The sequence below is a fragment of the Pseudomonas sp. P9_2 genome, assembly GCF_034008255.1.
GTDB classification, from domain to species: Bacteria; Pseudomonadota; Gammaproteobacteria; order Pseudomonadales; family Pseudomonadaceae; genus Aquipseudomonas; species Aquipseudomonas synxantha_A.
This window is the reverse complement of sequence record NZ_CP125376.1, coordinates 2,031,992-2,049,101: the sequence shown is the minus strand read 5'-3', so window position 1 is coordinate 2,049,101 and position 17,110 is coordinate 2,031,992. Positions and strand designations below refer to the sequence as shown.

The window sequence follows — 17,110 nt, the reverse complement described above, 5'->3', positions numbered from 1 at the left end:
GCAAAACTGTAGGAGCGAGCTTGCTCGCGAAAAACGCATAGGCGACGAGGGCAGCCTGTCAGCACTGCGTCATCGTTGACGTTCTTCGCGAGCAAGCTCGCTCCTACAGGTTATTCAGCGGCCGCTGTTGCGCTCGGCATTGCGGATCGAGATCTGCGTATTCAACGTCCAGAAGTCATACAGCACCCCAATCAGGAACAAACCGCCGGTCAGCAGGTAGATCAGGCCGGTGATCCATTTGCTCTGGTACATACGGTGCACACCGAACAGGCCCAGGAACGCCAACAGGATCCACGCGACGTTGTATTCGATAGGCCCGGCGGTAAAACGCAGGTCGGCTTCACGGTCCATGGCCGGGATGAGGAATACGTCGATCAACCAACCAATGCCCAGCAGGCCGAAGGTAAAAAACCAGATCGTGCCGGTCACGGGTTTGCCGTAATAAAAGCGATGCGCCCCGGTAAAACCGAAAATCCACAGCAGGTAACCGATCACCTTGCTATGGGTATCTTGCTGCTGACCAACCTGTTGATAGGTGTTCATGGAGTACCTCTTTTGCTTCGATAGATAAATTTTTTCATTTTCTTTGTGACTTTTTTACGAGCGCCCGACGTACGGCAAATGGTATCTTCCTGCCCTCAAAGCCTTATGCCACCTGACTTGTGTAGGACAATTGCGGCAATTCGTCGCGTTTTTCCTGGATTTGACCCCAAGGTTCAGTCGACAAACGGCCTGAGAACGACACAAAAAGCTGTTATAAAGTTGCGCGCAAACCCATAAGAGCCACGCCTAATGCGACCATTTTTCAAGACATGGCTGACCATCTGCCTATTAATGCCACTGGCCGCCCACGCCACCAATCGTGAGCAACGACTTCCGAACGTCAATGGTTTCACCCCTAAAGTCCACAGCACAACCACCAAGGCCAAATCGGTAAAGCTGACCGTCAACCGCCCGACTCAACTGAGCAAGGCACACGGTAAAGCAACACCCGGCCTGATGGCTGTCAACACCAAGCAAAGCAGCAACGTCCTCAGCCGTGCCGTCAACGTGCTGGGTACTCCTTATCGTTGGGGCGGCAGCAGCCCAAGTAAAGGGTTCGACTGCAGCGGGCTGGTTAAATATGCATTCAACGATGTAAAAGCGGTGGATTTGCCACGCACCTCCAACGCCATGGCTGCCGGCCACGGCTTGAAGGTTGATCGCAAAGACCTGAAGCCCGGAGACTTGTTGTTCTTCAAGCTCAAGAGCCGCCAGGTCAACCACGTTGCCATCTACCTGGGCAACGACCGTTTTATCCACGCGCCGCGTCGTGGCAAGTCGGTGAGCATCGACACGCTGAAAAAGCCGTTCTGGGACAAGAACTACGTGATTGCCAAGCGTGTGCTGCCTAAAGAGCAGAACAGCAACCTGCGGATCGTGCAGCGCTAAGCCAGGCGCCACTGAAGCTCCCCATTTGAAATGCAATCAAATGTGGGAGCTGGCTTGCCTGCGATGACGGTGTGTCAGTTGGCAGAGAGAGCGCCTGACAGCCCGCTATCGCAGGCAAGCCAGCTCCCACATTGAGTATCTGTGCGTTTTAGATATCTGCAGGCACCCTCGCCTTCTCCCGCGCCTCTTCCCGGCTGACCAGCCCCGCGCCGACCAACGCCTTCAAACTCATATCCAGCGTCTTCATCCCCAACGCGCCACCGGTCTGAATTGCCGAAACCATCTGCGCCACCTTGTCCTCACGGATCAGATTGCGAATCGCCGGCGTGCCCAGCATGATTTCATGGGCGGCCACACGGCCGCCGCCGACCTTCTTCACCAGTACCTGAGACACCACCGCCTGCAACGACTCCGACAACATCGAGCGGACCATGGCCTTTTCCCCGGCCGGGAAGACGTCCACCAGCCTGTCTACAGTCTTTGCAGCCGATGAAGTGTGCAGGGTGCCAAACACCAGGTGCCCGGTCTCAGCTGCCGTCAAGGCCAGGCGGATGGTTTCCAGGTCGCGCAATTCGCCTACCAGGATCACATCAGGGTCTTCCCTCAGGGCCGAGCGCAGGGCCACGCAGAAGCTGTGGGTGTCGCGGTGCACCTGGCGTTGGGTGATCAGGGCCAGTTTCGGCCTGTGGATAAATTCGATGGGGTCTTCAAGCGTGAGGATGTGCTGGCGCCGGTGCCGGTTCAGATAATCGATCATCGCCGCCAGCGTCGTGGACTTGCCCGAACCCGTAGGCCCGGTGACCAGCACCAGGCCACGGGGGAACTGAGCCATACGCTGGAAGACCTCGCCCAACCCAAGGTCTTCCAGGCTCTGGACCTCGGTCGGGATGGCGCGAAACACCGCGCCTATACCGCGATTCTGGCGAAACACGTTCGCCCGAAAGCGTGCGACTCCCGGCAATTCGAAGGCAAAATCCGTTTCAAGAGATGTTTCGAAATCCTTTTGTTGGTGTTTATTCAACAAAGGGCTCACCAGATCGACCAGTTGCGCTGCGTTCAGCACCGGCTCATCCATCGGCCAGACCTCGCCATCGACTCGCAGCATCGGCGCCAGGCCGGCCGACAAATGCAGGTCACAGGCGCCACGGCTTACGCTGGCCGTCAGCAATTGCGTGATATCCATAGGGCTTTCCATTTCCAGTAGAATGCCGCGGACTCCATATCCACGGGCGCATCTTGAATGTCGACGATAGCAGACAACATTGGCCTAGTTAGCCAGCGCATCCGCGCCGCAGCCGACGCCGTGCAACGTGACGCAAGCAGCATCCACCTGCTGGCCGTGAGCAAGACCAAACCCGCACAAGCCGTGCGCGACGCCTATGCCGCCGGGATGCGCGATTTTGGCGAGAACTACCTGCAAGAAGCCCTGGGCAAACAGGCGGATTTAACCGACCTGCCCTTGAGTTGGCACTTCATCGGCCCCATTCAATCGAACAAGACTCGCGCGATCGCCGAGAACTTCGCTTGGGTGCATTCCGTGGACCGCCTGAAAATCGCACAACGCCTGTCCGAACAACGCCCGGCCGACCTGCCGCCGCTGAATATCTGCATCCAGGTCAATGTCAGTGGCGAGGCCAGCAAATCCGGCTGTACGCCGGCCGACCTGCCGGCCCTGGCCAACGCGATCAGCGCCCTGCCGCGCTTGAAGCTGCGCGGCCTGATGGCGATCCCCGAGCCGACTGAAGACCGGGCCGCACAGGATGCGGCGTTTGCCAGCGTGCGCGACCTGCAAGCCAGCTTGAACCTGGCGCTGGACACACTTTCCATGGGCATGAGCCATGACCTTGAGTCGGCCATCGCCCAAGGCGCCACCTGGGTGCGGATCGGTACCGCCCTGTTTGGCGCCCGCGACTACAGCCAGCCGCAAAACGGCTGACTTCCCTCGAAAATAAGGACCTGTCATGAGCAACACGCGTATTGCCTTTATCGGCGCCGGTAACATGGCGGCCAGCCTGATCGGTGGCCTGCGGGCCAAGGGCCTGGACGCCGAACAGATCCGCGCCAGCGACCCGGGTGACGAAACCCGCGAGCGCGTCAGCGCCGAACACGGCATCAAGACCTTTGCCGACAACGCCGAAGCCATCCACGGCGTCGACGTGATCGTGCTGGCGGTCAAACCACAAGCCATGAAGGCCGTGTGCGAGAGCCTGCGTCCAAGCCTGCAGCCGCATCAATTGGTGGTGTCCATTGCCGCCGGCATCACCTGTGCCAGCATGAAAACCTGGCTCGGTGACCAGCCGATCGTACGTTGCATGCCCAATACCCCAGCGTTGCTGCGCCAGGGCGTAAGCGGTTTGTACGCCACCGCTGAAGTCAGCGCGCAGCAGCGTGACCAGGCTCAGGAGTTGCTGTCTGCGGTGGGCCTTGCCGTATGGCTGGAGCAGGAGCAGCAACTGGATGCGGTCACCGCCGTTTCCGGCAGCGGCCCGGCCTACTTCTTCCTGTTGATCGAGGCCATGACCGCCGCTGGCGTCAAGCTGGGCCTGCCCCACGAGGTTGCCGAACAACTGGCTGAGCAAACGGCCCTGGGCGCCGCGAAAATGGCTGTCGGCAGCGATGTCGATGCCGCCGAACTGCGCCGGCGGGTAACGTCGCCGGGCGGCACCACGCAAGCCGCCATTGAATCGTTCCAGGCCGGGGGCTTTGAGGCCCTGGTGGAAAAAGCACTGGGTGCCGCGGCACATCGTTCGGCCGAGATGGCTGAGCAACTGGGCAAATAGTCGTCCCTTACCAAGGTAATCAAACATGCTCGGAATCAATGACGCTGCCATTTTCATCATTCAGACCTTGGGCAGCCTGTACCTGCTGATCGTGCTGATGCGCTTTATCCTGCAACTGGTGCGGGCGAACTTCTACAACCCGTTGTGCCAGTTCGTGGTCAAGGCTACCCAACCGCTGCTCAAGCCACTGCGCCGGGTGATCCCGAGCCTGTTCGGCCTGGACATGTCGTCGCTGGTGCTGGCGTTGCTGCTGCAGATCCTGCTGTTCGTGGTGATCCTGATGCTCAACGGCTACCAGGCGTTCACCGTGCTGCTGTTGCCGTGGGGCCTGATCGGTATTTTCTCGCTGTTCCTGAAGATCATTTTCTGGTCGATGATCATCAGCGTGATTCTCTCGTGGGTCGCACCCGGCAGCCGTAGCCCGGGTGCCGAACTGGTGGCTCAGATCACCGAACCGGTGCTGGCACCCTTCCGTCGCCTGATCCCGAACCTGGGTGGTCTGGATATCTCGCCGATCTTTGCGTTTATCGTGATTCAGTTGCTGCAGAGCTGGGTGATTCCACGCCTGGCGTACTTTGCCTACATGCCCAAAGAGCTGTTCGGCCTGATCTGAATGCCGTAGCCCCTATGGGAGCTGGCTTGTGTGGGAGCTGGCTTGCCTGCGATAGCATCACCTCGGTGTGTCTGAAAACCGCGGTGCCTGCATCGCGGGCAAGCCCGGCTCCCACATAAACCCTTTCCACATTTTGTATCTGCGTACTGGTACAGACCATTGCTTGCCGCTAGGGTCCCCGCTCTTTAGACTTACGCCTCATTTAAACGAGAGCAGGGTCGATGCCAGCTGCCTTTCCCCCCGATTCTGTTGGACTGGTCGTGCCTCAAGTGGCGCACTTCAGCGAACCGCTGGCCCTGGCCTGCGGCCGTTCGTTGCCTGCCTACGACCTGATCTACGAAACCTACGGCCAACTGAACGCCACGGCGAGCAACGCCGTGCTGATCTGCCACGCCCTGTCCGGCCACCATCACGCCGCCGGTTTCCACAGCGTTGACGAGCGCAAACCCGGCTGGTGGGACAGTTGCATCGGCCCCGGCAAGCCCATCGACACCAACAAGTTCTTCGTGGTCAGCCTGAACAACCTCGGCGGCTGCAATGGCTCCACCGGCCCCAGCAGCCTCAACCCGGACACCGGCAAGCCATTCGGCGCGGACTTCCCGGTGTTGACCGTAGAAGACTGGGTACACAGCCAGGCACGCCTGGCCGACCTGCTGGGCATCCACCAGTGGGCCGCGGTAATTGGTGGCAGCCTGGGCGGTATGCAGGCGCTGCAATGGACCATCAGCTACCCCGACCGTGTGCGCCATTGCCTGGCCATCGCCTCGGCGCCCAAGCTGTCGGCGCAGAACATCGCCTTCAACGAAGTGGCGCGCCAGGCCATCCTCACCGACCCCGAGTTCCACGGCGGTTCGTTCCAGGAAGCCGGCGTGATCCCCAAGCGTGGCCTGATGCTGGCGCGGATGGTGGGGCATATCACCTACCTGTCCGATGACTCCATGGGCGAAAAATTCGGCCGCGGCCTCAAGAGCGAGAAGCTCAACTACGACTTCCACAGCGTCGAGTTCCAGGTGGAAAGCTACCTGCGCTATCAGGGTGAAGAATTCTCCGGTCGTTTTGATGCCAACACCTACCTGTTGATGACCAAGGCCCTGGACTACTTCGACCCGGCGGCCAACCATGACGACGACCTGGCGAAAACCTTCGAACACGCCACGGCCAAGTTCTGCGTGATGTCATTCACTACCGACTGGCGCTTCTCGCCGGCCCGCTCCCGTGAGCTGGTGGATGCGCTGATGGCCGCCAAGAAGGACGTCTGCTACCTGGAGATCGATGCACCGCAAGGCCACGACGCCTTCCTGATTCCGATCCCGCGTTACCTGCAGGCCTTTAGCAACTACATGAATCGAATCGCACTGTGAGAACGCCATGAGAGCCGACCTGGAAATCATCCAAGACTGGATCCCCGCCGGCAGCCGCGTGCTCGACCTGGGCTGCGGCGATGGCGAACTGCTGAGCTGGCTGCGCGACAACAAGCAAGTCACCGGCTACGGCCTGGAAAACGACCCGGACAACATCGCCCAATGCGTGGCCAAGGGCATCAACGTAATCGAGCAGGACCTGGACAAGGGCCTGGGCAACTTCGCCAGCAACAGCTTCGACATCGTGGTGATGACCCAGGCCCTGCAAGCCGTGCACTACCCGGACCGCATCCTCGACGAAATGCTGCGGGTCGGGCGCCAATGCATCATCACCTTCCCCAACTTCGGCCACTGGCGCTGCCGCTGGTACCTGGCCACCAAGGGCCGTATGCCGGTCTCGGATTTCCTGCCGTACACGTGGTACAACACGCCGAACATCCACTTCTGCACCTTCGAAGACTTCGAAGCCCTGTGTGGCGAGCGTGAAGCCAAGGTCATCAACCGCCTTGCCGTCGATCAACAGCACCGCCACGGCTGGGCGAGTAAGCTATGGCCCAATCTACTGGGCGAAATCGGTATTTACCGGGTCAGCAGTCCTGGCCTGACCGACCACAAAGTTGCCGTCTAATCATCTTCAAGAGGGACGTTCATGAGTCGTTTGGCTATTTTTCTATTGACCGCATGCCTGGGCGCCAGCGCCATGGCCGCCGACACTATCGACGCTAATCGCAAAAAAGACTTCGGCGATATCACCGTTCACTACAACACCTTCACCTCCAGCTTCCTGCCACCGGAGACCGCGCAGAATGTTGGCGTGGTGCGCAGCAAGGAGAAGGGCTTGATCAATGTGACCGTGATCAAGGGCGTGGCCCCGGTCGCGGCGCAAGTGACGGGTACCATCAAAGACCTGGGCGGCAAAAGCGAAATCCTGACGTTCAAGCAAATCGAAGAGAAAGGCGGCATCAGCTACCTCGCGCCCTACTCGGTGACCCAGCGCGAATACAAGACGTTTACCATCAACGTTGAAACCGGCGGCAAAGCCCATGGTTTCCAATTCAACCAAGAACTGTTTCCGGCCGAATGATGAACCTTACCCAACTCGTACTGGCCAGCCATAACGCCGGCAAACTCAAAGAACTGCAGGCCATGCTCGGTGAATCCGTGCAACTGCGTTCGATTGGCGAGTTCAGCCAGGTCGAACCGGAAGAAACCGGCTTGTCGTTCGTTGAGAACGCGATCCTCAAGGCCCGCAACGCAGCACGCATCTCCGGCCTGCCGGCCCTGGCGGATGACTCGGGCCTGGCGGTGGACTTTCTCGGCGGCGCGCCCGGCATTTATTCGGCCCGTTACGCTGACGGCAAGGGCGATGCAGCCAATAACGCCAAGCTGCTCGACGCGCTCAAGGACGTGCCCGACGCCGAACGTGGTGCACAGTTCGTCTGCGTGCTGGCCCTGGTGCGACATGCCGATGATCCGCTGCCGATCCTGTGCGAAGGCTTGTGGCACGGGCGCATCCTGCACGCCGCCAGCGGTGAGCATGGCTTCGGTTATGACCCGCTATTCTGGGTGCCGGAGCGCAATGTCTCCAGCGCCGAACTGAGCCCGGCCGACAAGAACCAGATCAGCCACCGCGCCCGCGCCATGGCCTTGCTGCGCCAGCGCCTGGGCTTGAAATGACCCAGAACACCTCTGCGCAGCCGCTGATCCACGGTGGCGCGCAAACACCACGGGCGGCCCTGCCCCATCTGCCGCCCCTGGCGCTATACATCCACATCCCGTGGTGCGTGCGCAAATGCCCGTATTGCGACTTCAACTCCCACACCGCCAGCAAGGTGCTGCCGGAAGAAGAGTATGTAGATGCATTGCTGGCGGATCTGGATCAAGACCTGCACGCCGTTTATGGCCGGGAACTGAGCTCGATTTTCTTCGGTGGCGGCACGCCCAGCCTGTTCAGCGCCGCCGCCTTGGGCCGCTTGCTCAAAGGCGTTGAAGCCCGTATTCGGTTCGCCGCAGATATCGAGATCACCCTGGAAGCCAACCCCGGAACCTTCGAGCAAGAGAAGTTCGTGGCGTACCGCAAACTGGGGATCAATCGCCTGTCCATCGGCATCCAGAGCTTCCAGCAAGAGAAGCTTGAAGCCCTGGGCCGCATCCATAATGGCGATGAAGCCGTGCGCGCCGCTGGCATGGCGCGCCAGGCCGGGTTCGATAACTTCAATCTGGACTTGATGCACGGCCTGCCCAATCAATCCCTCGACGATGCCCTGAGCGACCTGCGCCAGGCCATTGCGTTGAAGCCAACCCACCTGTCCTGGTACCAACTGACCCTGGAACCCAACACCGTCTTCTGGAACCAGCCGCCCGCGCTGCCCGAAGACGATACGCTGTGGGATATCCAGGAAGCCGGCCAGGCGCTGCTCGCCGAACACGGTTACGCGCAATACGAGGTGTCGGCCTATGCCCAACCGGGGCGGCCGGCACGGCATAACCTGAATTACTGGAGCTTTGGCGACTTTATCGGCATCGGCGCCGGCGCCCACGGCAAGCTCAGCCACCCGGACGGGCGCATCGTCCGCACCTGGAAAACCCGCGCACCCAAGGACTACCTCAACCCGGCCAAAAGCTTCCAGGCCGGAGCGAAAGAGCTGACCAACGACGAACTGCCGTTCGAGTTTCTGATGAACGCTCTGCGCCTCACCGAAGGGGTCGATGCCAAGCTCTACGCCGAACGCACCGGCCTTGATCTGGCCAGCCTCGATGAAGGCCGCCGCGAGGCAGAACAAAGTGGATTAATGCAGGTCGAACCGTCACGCCTGGCGGCAACCGACCGCGGGCAACTCTTTCTCAATGACCTGTTGCAGACGTTTTTGAGCTGATCGCTCTTAAGGAAATCGAATGGATCTGGTACTCGACCTGCTCGCCACCGTATCCCGCTGGAGCCGTAGCAACCTGTCGGAAATCTCCCTGGCCCTGGTGGGTTGTCTGCTGGTGCTGTTCGGCGCAGATATCAAGGGCTGGGTCGAAGCACGCCTGGGCAACATTGCCGGCGCCTTGCGCGTACCCTTGATGGCCCTGCTGTGCCTGATCGGCAGCGGTGCGGCGTTGATCTACGCTACGCCGTGGATTGTGCGGGGACTGAGCCAGTTCAACAACTACAGCCTGGCGCCGGTGTTGATCGTGGTGCTGGTGTTGATTGGGGTAGTGGCAGACCGCCGCTGATCCAGCAGGCACTACAAAACAAATGTGGGAGCTGGCTTGCCTGCGATAGCATCACCTCTGTATCACTGATATACCGAGGTGTCTGTATCGCAGGCAAGCCAGCTCCCACATTTGATTGCATTTCAAGCTGATGACTGTTTAAGCCAACTTCTCGAACTTCAAGTCCCACACCCCATGCCCCAACCGCTCACCACGGCGTTCGAACTTGGTGATCGGCCGCTCGGCCGGGCGTGGCACGCATTTGCCGTCTTCCGCCAGGTTGCGGTAGCCAGGGGCAACGTTCATCACTTCCAGCATGTATTCCGCGTACGGTTCCCAGTCGGTGGCCATGTGCAGGATGCCGCCCACCTTGAGCTTGCTGCGTACCAGCTCCGCGAAGGAGGCCTGGACGATACGGCGCTTGTGGTGACGGGCTTTGTGCCATGGGTCCGGGAAGAACAGCATCAGGCGGTCGAGGCTGTTGTCGGCGATGCAGCGGTTGAGCACTTCAATCGCGTCGCAGTCGTAGACTCGCAGGTTGGTCAGGCCCTGGGTCAGCACGCCATTGAGCAATGCGCCGACACCTGGACGGTGGACTTCCACACCGATGAAATCCTGCTCCGGCGCGGCAGCGGCCATCTCCAGCAGGGAGTGACCCATACCGAATCCGATTTCCAGGGACCGCGGGGCCGAACGACCGAACACCTGGTCGTAATCCACCGGCGCGTCGGCCAGCGGCAACACGTACAGCGGCGTGCCTTGCTCCAGGCCCTTTTGCTGGCCTTCGGTCATACGGCCGGCGCGCATCACAAAACTCTTGATGCGGCGGTGCTTGGACTCGTCGCCCGCTTCCACGGTGTTCGGCGTTTCGTTTGATTCAGTCATCAATGGCTCTTACTTGATCAGACCATCCAGCGGCGAAGAGGCGCTGGCATAGAGTTTTTTCGGCATCCGCCCGGCGAGGTAGGCCAGGCGGCCCGCGACGATGGCGTGGTTCATGGCTTGGGCCATCATGACCGGCTGCTGGGCATGGGCGATGGCCGAGTTCATCAGCACCGCGTCGCAACCCAGCTCCATGGCGATGGTCGCGTCGGAGGCCGTGCCCACACCCGCGTCCACCAGCACCGGGATTTTGGCTTCTTCGAGGATGATCTGCAGGTTGTACGGGTTGCAGATGCCCAGGCCGGAACCGATCAGGCCAGCCAGTGGCATCACGGCGATACAGCCGATTTCTGCCAGCTGCCGGGCGATGATCGGGTCATCGCTGGTGTAGACCATCACGTCGAAGCCTTCCTTGACCAGGGTCTCGGCGGCCTTGAGGGTTTCGATCACGTTGGGGAACAGGGTTTTCTGGTCGGCCAGCACTTCCAGCTTCACCAGGTTGTGGCCGTCCAGCAACTCACGGGCCAGGCGGCAGGTGCGCACGGCTTCGATGGCGTCGTAGCAACCGGCGGTGTTCGGCAGGAAGGTGTAGCGGTCTGGGGACAGCACTTCGAGCAGGTTCGGTTCGCCTTCGATCTGGCCCAGGTTGGTGCGGCGCACGGCGAACGTCACGATTTCGGCACCCGAGGCTTCGATGGCCTGGCGGGTCTCTTCCATGTCGCGGTATTTGCCGGTGCCGACCAGCAAGCGGGACTGGTAGGTACGACCGGCCAGGACGAAAGGCTTGTCGTTACGAACGATGCTCATGGGAAATCCTCTGTTTGGATGAGGTTCTGCAGAATGCGTTACCGCCGTGGCGGACTAGCCGCCACCGATGGCGTGGACCACTTCGACCTGGTCGTTTTCCTTCAGCGAGATCTCGGCGTGCTGGCTACGCGGAACGATATCCAGGTTGAGCTCCACTGCGACGCGACGCCCGGTCAGGTCCAGGCGGGTCAGCAGGGCCGCGACGGTTTCACCGTCGGGCAGTTCAAAGGGTTCGCCGTTCAACTGAATGCGCATGCCACGGGCCGCCATCGTTTTTAGGGGCCAGCATTCTAGCGCGATTGGGACCTGCCGGTCAGCTCCAAGCGTCAAGCGGTCAAAGCTGCAAGCGCCACGCTGCCAGGCCAAGGAAGAACCAGCCAAGCAGGAACGCCAGCCCGCCAAACGGCGTGATGATCCCGAGTTTGCTGATGCCAGTCATCGTCAACACATACAGGCTGCCCGAGAACAGCAGGATACCGACGGTAAACGAGATACCCGCCCAACTGACCAATCGACCGGGAATATGCGCCGCCAGCAACGCCACGCCGAACAACGCCAGGGCGTGCACCAGTTGGTAGGTCACGCCGGTATGGAAGATCGCCAGGTAGTCGGCGCTCAGGCGGTTTTTCAGGCCGTGGGCGGCGAACGCCCCCAGGGCGACACCGGTAAAACCGAAAAAGGCAGCCAGCATCAGAAAGCTACGCAGCATGGGGAACTCCAGTCAGACTCATCGGGCAGGGTCTGTATAATGGCCCGCTCAACGGGTTCGGCCAAGCCATCTCTATGCTGCGTGTCCTCTTCAAACGCTTTCTCAACGTCGTGAAATGGTTCGCCATCGGCAGTGTGTTGCTGGTGCTGCTGTTTCGTGTGGTCCCGCCCCCGTTCACCGCGTTGATGGTGGAGCGCAAGGTCGAGTCCTGGATCGACGGCGAACCCATTGACCTGCAACGCAACTGGGTGCCGTGGGATGAAATCAGCGATGACCTCAAAGTGGCGGTGATGGCCGGTGAAGACCAGCGCTTCCCGCAACATTGGGGCTTTGATTTTGGCGCGATCCAGGCCGCGATCCTGCACAACGAGCGCGGCGGTTCGATTCGCGGCGCCAGTACGCTGAGCCAGCAAGTGTCGAAAAACCTGTTCCTGTGGGCCGGCCGCAGCTATTTGCGCAAGGGCCTGGAGGCATGGTTTACCGGGTTGATCGAGGTGCTGTGGCCCAAGGAGCGGATTCTTGAGGTGTACCTCAACAGCGTGGAATGGGATGAAGGCGTGTTTGGTGCAGAGGCGGCGGCGCGACATCACTTTGGCGTGAGCGCCAAGGGGCTTTCACGGCAACAAGCCAGTTACCTGGCGGCGGTGTTGCCTAATCCAAGGGTGTGGAGTGCCAGTCATCCGACCGCGTATGTGGCCAGACGAGCGGCCTGGATTCGCCAGCAGATGAGTCAATTAGGTGGCAGTGGTTACTTGGCGGAGCTGAACAACTCCCGAAAAGCACCTTGGTCCGACTGACACAATACGGGACCTGTGGGAGCTGGCTTGCCTGCGATGAGGGCAGGTCAGCCAACTCATCTGCAAACTGACACACCGCTATCGCAGGCAAGCCAGCTCCCACAGTGGACTGTGCCGGATTTGAAACTTTCGAACACAAACAAAAATGCCCCGGTCTTTCGATCGGGGCATTTTTTGTTCACAGCGCTTTACGCAGCAATCGACAACTTCAACTTGTTCATCGCGCTTTTCTCAAGCTGACGAATCCGCTCAGCCGACACGTTGTACTTCTGCGCCAGGTCATGCAGCGTGGCTTTCTCTTCCGCCAGCCAGCGCTGGTAGAGAATGTCACGGCTGCGTTCGTCCAGCACTTCCAGCGCTTCGTGCAGGTTGTGGTTGGAATTGTCGCTCCAGTCGGCATCTTCCAGTTGACGCGCCGGGTCGTACCGGTGGTCTTCCAGGTAGTTGGCAGGCGATTGGAAGGCGCTGTCGTCATCCGCTTCGGCGGCTGGGTCGAAGGCCATGTCATGGCCGGTCAGGCGGCTTTCCATCTCGCGCACTTCACGAGGCTCCACACCGAGGCTTTCGGCCACGCGGTGGACTTCTTCGTTGTTCAGCCACGCCAGGCGTTTTTTCTGGCTGCGCAGATTGAAGAACAGCTTGCGCTGGGCCTTGGTGGTCGCCACTTTCACGATGCGCCAGTTGCGCAGGATGAACTCGTGGATTTCCGCCTTGATCCAGTGCACGGCAAACGACACCAGGCGCACACCCATTTCAGGGTTGAAGCGCTTTACAGCCTTCATCAGGCCAACGTTGCCTTCCTGAATCAGGTCAGCCTGGGCCAGGCCGTAGCCGCTATAGCTACGGGCGATATGTACGACAAAACGCAGGTGGGCGAGCACCATCTGCCGAGCCGCCCCCAAATCCTGCTCATAGTAGAGACTCTCGGCCAGTTCACGCTCCTGCTCGGGTGTCAGCAATGGAATGCTGTTGACCGTGTGCACATAGGCCTCCAGGTTCGCACCCGGGACCAAGGCATAAGCAGGTTGCAAAGAAGTGGTCATACGAAAAAACCTCCGACTCACATAACTCGTGCAGTTCAGCACTGCGAAAATTGACCTGGGAACCGTAGGACAAGTTCCCTAAACCACTGATACGGTCAATACAAACGAAACCACATTAATCTGGCATTAACTACTTCGGCGCCAGTTCACGTAAATGCCGTGCTACCGCAATCCAGGCACCGATATACCCCAACAACACCGCGCCAAGCAAGAGACTCAGACCATCGGCTACCGGCACCCCGGCCAGGGCAAAATCACTGCCATACAAACCGGCCAGCCCGACAACCGCGTCGTTCAACCAATTCAGGCCAAACGCCAGCACGCCCCAGGACAACACCCCGGCACCCAGGCCATAAAGCGCGCCCATGTACAGGAAAGGACGGCGTACATAGCTGTCCGTGCCGCCGACCAGTTTAATCACTTCTATCTCGGTGCGACGGTTTTCAATATGAAGACGAATGGTATTACCTATCACCAAAAGTAATGCAGACACTAATAACACCGTCAGGCCGAACACAAAGCGGTCACCCAGCTTGAGGATCGCGGCCAGGCGCTCTACCCAGACTAGATCAAGTTGGGCCTGTTGCACCTTGGGCATCTCTGCGAGTTTTTGTCGCAGGGCCTCCAGCGCCGGCTTGTCGACCTCATTCGGCGTCACCAGCACCACGCCCGGCAGCGGGTTCTGCGGCAGTTCCTTGAGCGCCTCGCCCAGGCCGGATTGCTGCTGGAACTCTTCAAGGGCTTGATCGCGGCTGATGTATTCGGCATCCGCCACGCCCGGAATGTTCTTGATGTCGTCGCGCAGCGCTTCGCCGTCCTTGCTGCTGGTGTCCAGGTTCAGGTACAGCGATATCTGCGCCGCCCGCTGCCAGGAACCGCCGAGGCGTTCCACATTATTAAGCAGCAGCGACAAGCCCATCGGCAGGCTCAAGGCTACGGCCATGACCAGGCAGGTGAAAAAGCTGCCGATCGGCTGTTTGCCCAGGCGCCGCAGGCTGTCAAGCAGGCTGGCGCGATGGCTTTCGATCCAGGCGTGCAGCAAGGTGCCGAAGTCCGGGCCATCGTCTTCGTCACGCTTTTTCTTCGGCGGTTGCGGATCGGCAGGCTTGGGTGCCACGCGTTCGGATACTTTGGGGCTACGGGTAGCACTCATACGCCAGCCTCCCCATCACCGATCAAGCGGCCGCGTTGCAAGGTCAACATGCGATGGCGCATACGGGCGATCAGGGCCAGGTCGTGGCTGGCGATCAATACGCTGGTGCCCAGCCGATTGATGTCTTCGAACACCCCCATGATCTCGGCCGCCAGGCGCGGGTCGAGGTTACCGGTGGGTTCGTCCGCCAGCAGCAAGGCCGGGCGGTGGACGATGGCGCGGGCAATACCGACGCGCTGTTGCTGGCCGGTGGACAGGTCCCCCGGGTAAAGGTCGGTCTTGTCCGACAAGGCCACGCGCTCCAGCGCCGAATCCACGCGCTTGACGATTTCGGCTTTGGACAGCCCGAGAATCTGCAGCGGCAGCGCGATGTTGTTGAACACCGTGCGATCGAACAGCAGCTGGTGATTCTGGAATACCACGCCGATCTGGCGGCGTAGAAACGGAATTTGCGCATTGCTGATGGTAGCCAGGTCCTGGCCCGCCAGCAGCAACTTGCCAGTGGTCGGGCGCTCCATGGCGAGTAACAGGCGCAACAGCGTGCTTTTGCCAGCGCCCGAGTGACCGGTGACAAACAAGAACTCGCCGCGACGCACTCGAAAGCTCAGCTCATGCAAGCCCACATGCCCGTTGGCATAGCGTTTACCGACCTGTTCAAATCGAATCATGAACGCTCCCGCTCGGCAAACAGTGCCTGTACAAAGGGTTCGGCTTCAAAGGTGCGCAGGTCGTCGATACCTTCACCGACACCGATATAACGAATCGGCAACCCGAACTGTTTGGCCAGGGCGAAAATCACTCCGCCTTTGGCCGTGCCGTCGAGCTTAGTCAATGCCAGGCCGGTCAGCTGCACCGTCTGGTTGAATTGTTTGGCCTGGCTGATGGCGTTCTGACCAGTACCGGCGTCGAGCACCAGCAAGACTTCATGCGGCGCATCGGCGTCGAGCTTGCTGATCACACGGCGCACTTTCTTCAGCTCTTCCATCAGGTTGTCTTTGGTGTGCAGGCGCCCGGCGGTATCGGCGATCAACACGTCGATATTACGCGCCTTGGCAGCTTGCACGGCATCGAAGATCACCGAAGCGGAATCGGCACCGGTGTGCTGGGCGATCACCGGGATCTTGTTGCGTTCGCCCCATACCTGCAACTGCTCGACGGCGGCGGCACGGAAGGTGTCACCGGCGGCGAGCATGACTTTCTTGCCCTCGCCCTGCAGCTTCTTGGCCAGCTTGCCGATGGTGGTGGTTTTGCCCGCGCCGTTGACGCCGACCACCAGGATCACGAACGGCTTGTTCGGGGTGATCACCAGCGGCGCTTCCACGGGCTTGAGCATTGCAGCCAGTTCGGCCTGCAAGGATTTGTACAACGCATCGGCGTCGGTCAGTTGCTTGCGCGCGACCTTCTGGGTCAGGCTCTGGATGATTACGGCGGTGGCTTCGACCCCCACATCAGCGGTGAGCAGGCGGGTTTCGATGTCTTCCAGCAGTTCATCGTCAATGACCTTCTTGCCCAGAAACAGGCTGGCCATACCTTCGCCGATGCTGGCGCTGGTCTTGCTCAGGCCCTGCTTGAGGCGGGCGAAAAAGCCGCTCTTGCTGGTTTCGGCAGGCGCGACAGGCTCTTCGATCACAGCAGGCGCGGCAACGACAGCAGGCACTTCAACCGGGATTTCGACCGCTGGCGGCGTTTGGACCACTACCTCTACCGGTGGCGCCACCGGAATGGGCGGCGTCACGTGTTCAGCCTGCACATCTTCAACCAGTGCCACCGGCTCTTCGGCTACCGGTAGCGCAAGCCACGGTTTGTGCTCGGGCTCGGGCTCCGGCTCGGGTTCTGCCTCGACCACCGGCTGCAATACCGGCTCCGCGATGGGCAACACCACCGGCGCCGGCGTCTCGGCAACCGGCTCGGCTTCTACTATAGGCTCTGGAATAGGCTCGGCTTGAACCTGTGGCTGTTCGACGACGGTTTCCTGCGGCTTTTTGCGCAGCCATCCGAACAGGCCTTTTTTCTCGCCAGCCGCAGCTGGGCTCTTCTTGTCGTCGTTGGAACCAAACATGGAGGACGGCTATCTCAAAGTAGCGATGCGCCAGGGCGCCTCGGTAAATAAATTCGATGCAGAACAGACTGCTTTAACGCCCGCTTGTTCATGCGCAACATTTTGTAAGGCGTAAATAAGTGCCTTGGCAAATCGTTTCAATATGGGACTGAAGCGATAAAATCGGCGAAACGTGGAAGATTGTCGGGGAAAAACGCCAACTACTCCAACTTTCCTACGACTGAACCCAGGACTAGATGACGACCGCAGTGGCCGTCCCTAAATCGGATCAGTATCC

The 17,110-nt window shown here is 60.1% G+C and carries 21 protein-coding genes; 11 read left to right on the top strand and 10 right to left on the bottom strand.

Annotated features, from left to right (window positions below):
• Nucleotides 1-114: 114 nt before the first annotated feature.
• The gene (locus QMK52_RS09020; RefSeq protein ID WP_320404022.1) at nt 115-543 is read right to left on the bottom strand and encodes a TM2 domain-containing protein; all 429 of its coding nucleotides are present in this window, start codon (nt 541-543) and stop codon (nt 115-117) included.
• Nucleotides 544-792: 249 nt separating this feature from the next.
• Between QMK52_RS09020 and QMK52_RS09015 the strand changes: the two genes are divergently transcribed.
• Nucleotides 793-1,431 (top strand): C40 family peptidase, encoded by a 639-nt coding sequence (locus QMK52_RS09015; RefSeq protein ID WP_005792265.1) that lies wholly within the window; start codon nt 793-795, stop codon nt 1,429-1,431.
• A 148-nt stretch (nt 1,432-1,579) separates the two neighbouring features.
• Here the strand turns inward: QMK52_RS09015 and QMK52_RS09010 are convergent, their stop codons facing one another.
• Nucleotides 1,580-2,614 (bottom strand): type IV pilus twitching motility protein PilT, encoded by a 1,035-nt coding sequence (locus tag QMK52_RS09010; protein WP_005792266.1) that lies wholly within the window; start codon nt 2,612-2,614, stop codon nt 1,580-1,582.
• A 57-nt stretch (nt 2,615-2,671) separates the two neighbouring features.
• Between QMK52_RS09010 and QMK52_RS09005 the strand changes: the two genes are divergently transcribed.
• From QMK52_RS09005 to QMK52_RS08965, 9 genes are all read left to right on the top strand, one after another.
• Nucleotides 2,672-3,367, top strand: a complete 696-nt coding sequence (locus QMK52_RS09005) for a YggS family pyridoxal phosphate-dependent enzyme (RefSeq protein WP_005792267.1) — start codon at nt 2,672-2,674, stop codon at nt 3,365-3,367.
• A 25-nt stretch (nt 3,368-3,392) separates the two neighbouring features.
• Nucleotides 3,393-4,211, top strand: a complete 819-nt coding sequence (gene proC, locus QMK52_RS09000) for a pyrroline-5-carboxylate reductase (protein ID WP_005792268.1) — start codon at nt 3,393-3,395, stop codon at nt 4,209-4,211.
• Nucleotides 4,212-4,236: 25 nt separating this feature from the next.
• Nucleotides 4,237-4,824, top strand: coding sequence for a YggT family protein (locus QMK52_RS08995; RefSeq protein WP_003195087.1), 588 nt, complete (start codon nt 4,237-4,239; stop codon nt 4,822-4,824).
• 221 nt (nt 4,825-5,045) lie between these two features.
• Nucleotides 5,046-6,185 (top strand): homoserine O-succinyltransferase MetX, encoded by a 1,140-nt coding sequence (metX, locus tag QMK52_RS08990; protein ID WP_005792271.1) that lies wholly within the window; start codon nt 5,046-5,048, stop codon nt 6,183-6,185.
• Nucleotides 6,186-6,192: 7 nt separating this feature from the next.
• Complete coding sequence (metW, locus tag QMK52_RS08985; protein WP_005792273.1) at nt 6,193-6,813, top strand: methionine biosynthesis protein MetW; 621 nt, start codon at nt 6,193-6,195, stop codon at nt 6,811-6,813.
• Between the two features lie 21 nt (nt 6,814-6,834).
• On the top strand, nt 6,835-7,269 hold the full coding sequence (locus QMK52_RS08980; protein ID WP_005792275.1) for a DUF4426 domain-containing protein: 435 nt from the start codon (nt 6,835-6,837) through the stop codon (nt 7,267-7,269).
• On the top strand, nt 7,266-7,862 hold the full coding sequence (rdgB, locus tag QMK52_RS08975) for an RdgB/HAM1 family non-canonical purine NTP pyrophosphatase (protein WP_005792276.1): 597 nt from the start codon (nt 7,266-7,268) through the stop codon (nt 7,860-7,862). The genes QMK52_RS08980 and rdgB overlap by 4 nt, the downstream gene beginning before the upstream one ends.
• Nucleotides 7,859-9,061, top strand: coding sequence for a radical SAM family heme chaperone HemW (gene hemW, locus QMK52_RS08970; protein ID WP_005792277.1), 1,203 nt, complete (start codon nt 7,859-7,861; stop codon nt 9,059-9,061). Before rdgB ends, hemW begins: the two co-directional genes overlap by 4 nt.
• 19 nt (nt 9,062-9,080) lie before the next feature.
• Entirely contained in the window at nt 9,081-9,404 is a 324-nt protein-coding gene (locus tag QMK52_RS08965; protein WP_005792278.1) for a DUF3392 domain-containing protein, read from the top strand.
• 138 nt (nt 9,405-9,542) lie between these two features.
• On the opposite strand, the gene trmB is transcribed toward QMK52_RS08965, so the two are convergent.
• The 4 genes from trmB to QMK52_RS08945 all read right to left on the bottom strand — a co-directional run bounded on the left by trmB (nt 9,543) and on the right by QMK52_RS08945 (nt 11,781).
• Nucleotides 9,543-10,268, bottom strand: coding sequence for a tRNA (guanosine(46)-N7)-methyltransferase TrmB (gene trmB / locus QMK52_RS08960; RefSeq protein WP_005792280.1), 726 nt, complete (start codon nt 10,266-10,268; stop codon nt 9,543-9,545).
• Between the two features lie 9 nt (nt 10,269-10,277).
• A complete protein-coding gene (locus QMK52_RS08955) occupies nt 10,278-11,072 on the bottom strand; it encodes a thiazole synthase (protein ID WP_005792282.1) in 795 nt (264 codons plus the stop codon).
• Nucleotides 11,073-11,126: 54 nt separating this feature from the next.
• A complete protein-coding gene (gene thiS, locus QMK52_RS08950) occupies nt 11,127-11,327 on the bottom strand; it encodes a sulfur carrier protein ThiS (RefSeq protein ID WP_032803743.1) in 201 nt (66 codons plus the stop codon).
• Between the two features lie 79 nt (nt 11,328-11,406).
• On the bottom strand, nt 11,407-11,781 hold the full coding sequence (locus QMK52_RS08945) for a DUF423 domain-containing protein (protein WP_005792284.1): 375 nt from the start codon (nt 11,779-11,781) through the stop codon (nt 11,407-11,409).
• 74 nt (nt 11,782-11,855) lie between these two features.
• Here QMK52_RS08945 and mtgA point away from each other — a divergent pair, with 74 nt between their 5' ends.
• Entirely contained in the window at nt 11,856-12,578 is a 723-nt protein-coding gene (gene mtgA / locus QMK52_RS08940; protein WP_005792285.1) for a monofunctional biosynthetic peptidoglycan transglycosylase, read from the top strand.
• A 188-nt stretch (nt 12,579-12,766) separates the two neighbouring features.
• Here the strand turns inward: mtgA and rpoH are convergent, their stop codons facing one another.
• The 4 genes from rpoH to ftsY form a co-directional block, all read right to left on the bottom strand.
• Nucleotides 12,767-13,621, bottom strand: a complete 855-nt coding sequence (rpoH, locus tag QMK52_RS08935; RefSeq protein WP_005792286.1) for an RNA polymerase sigma factor RpoH — start codon at nt 13,619-13,621, stop codon at nt 12,767-12,769.
• A 130-nt stretch (nt 13,622-13,751) separates the two neighbouring features.
• Complete coding sequence (gene ftsX, locus QMK52_RS08930; protein ID WP_005792287.1) at nt 13,752-14,774, bottom strand: permease-like cell division protein FtsX; 1,023 nt, start codon at nt 14,772-14,774, stop codon at nt 13,752-13,754.
• Nucleotides 14,771-15,442: a cell division ATP-binding protein FtsE gene (ftsE, locus tag QMK52_RS08925; protein WP_003213784.1), complete on the bottom strand. Its 672-nt coding sequence runs from the start codon at nt 15,440-15,442 to the stop codon at nt 14,771-14,773. Before ftsE ends, ftsX begins: the two co-directional genes overlap by 4 nt.
• A complete protein-coding gene (ftsY, locus tag QMK52_RS08920) occupies nt 15,439-16,833 on the bottom strand; it encodes a signal recognition particle-docking protein FtsY (protein ID WP_005792288.1) in 1,395 nt (464 codons plus the stop codon). The genes ftsE and ftsY overlap by 4 nt, the downstream gene beginning before the upstream one ends.
• Nucleotides 16,834-17,110: the final 277 nt, after the last annotated feature.

Coding starts and splice junctions, on each gene's coding strand:
- QMK52_RS08945 (WP_005792284.1), bottom strand. CDS start 11,781: ATGCTGCGTAGCTTTCTGATGCTGGCTGCCTTTTTCGGTTTTACCGGT.
- trmB (WP_005792280.1), bottom strand. CDS start 10,268: ATGACTGAATCAAACGAAACGCCGAACACCGTGGAAGCGGGCGACGAG.
- metX (WP_005792271.1), top strand. CDS start 5,046: ATGCCAGCTGCCTTTCCCCCCGATTCTGTTGGACTGGTCGTGCCTCAA.
- QMK52_RS08955 (WP_005792282.1), bottom strand. CDS start 11,072: ATGAGCATCGTTCGTAACGACAAGCCTTTCGTCCTGGCCGGTCGTACC.
- QMK52_RS09010 (WP_005792266.1), bottom strand. CDS start 2,614: ATGGATATCACGCAATTGCTGACGGCCAGCGTAAGCCGTGGCGCCTGT.
- QMK52_RS09015 (WP_005792265.1), top strand. CDS start 793: ATGCGACCATTTTTCAAGACATGGCTGACCATCTGCCTATTAATGCCA.
- rpoH (WP_005792286.1), bottom strand. CDS start 13,621: ATGACCACTTCTTTGCAACCTGCTTATGCCTTGGTCCCGGGTGCGAAC.
- QMK52_RS09005 (WP_005792267.1), top strand. CDS start 2,672: ATGTCGACGATAGCAGACAACATTGGCCTAGTTAGCCAGCGCATCCGC.
- hemW (WP_005792277.1), top strand. CDS start 7,859: ATGACCCAGAACACCTCTGCGCAGCCGCTGATCCACGGTGGCGCGCAA.
- metW (WP_005792273.1), top strand. CDS start 6,193: ATGAGAGCCGACCTGGAAATCATCCAAGACTGGATCCCCGCCGGCAGC.
- proC (WP_005792268.1), top strand. CDS start 3,393: ATGAGCAACACGCGTATTGCCTTTATCGGCGCCGGTAACATGGCGGCC.
- QMK52_RS09020 (WP_320404022.1), bottom strand. CDS start 543: ATGAACACCTATCAACAGGTTGGTCAGCAGCAAGATACCCATAGCAAG.
- ftsY (WP_005792288.1), bottom strand. CDS start 16,833: ATGTTTGGTTCCAACGACGACAAGAAGAGCCCAGCTGCGGCTGGCGAG.
- thiS (WP_032803743.1), bottom strand. CDS start 11,327: ATGCGCATTCAGTTGAACGGCGAACCCTTTGAACTGCCCGACGGTGAA.
- QMK52_RS08995 (WP_003195087.1), top strand. CDS start 4,237: ATGCTCGGAATCAATGACGCTGCCATTTTCATCATTCAGACCTTGGGC.
- ftsX (WP_005792287.1), bottom strand. CDS start 14,774: ATGAGTGCTACCCGTAGCCCCAAAGTATCCGAACGCGTGGCACCCAAG.
- QMK52_RS08980 (WP_005792275.1), top strand. CDS start 6,835: ATGAGTCGTTTGGCTATTTTTCTATTGACCGCATGCCTGGGCGCCAGC.
- mtgA (WP_005792285.1), top strand. CDS start 11,856: ATGCTGCGTGTCCTCTTCAAACGCTTTCTCAACGTCGTGAAATGGTTC.
- QMK52_RS08965 (WP_005792278.1), top strand. CDS start 9,081: ATGGATCTGGTACTCGACCTGCTCGCCACCGTATCCCGCTGGAGCCGT.
- rdgB (WP_005792276.1), top strand. CDS start 7,266: ATGATGAACCTTACCCAACTCGTACTGGCCAGCCATAACGCCGGCAAA.
- ftsE (WP_003213784.1), bottom strand. CDS start 15,442: ATGATTCGATTTGAACAGGTCGGTAAACGCTATGCCAACGGGCATGTG.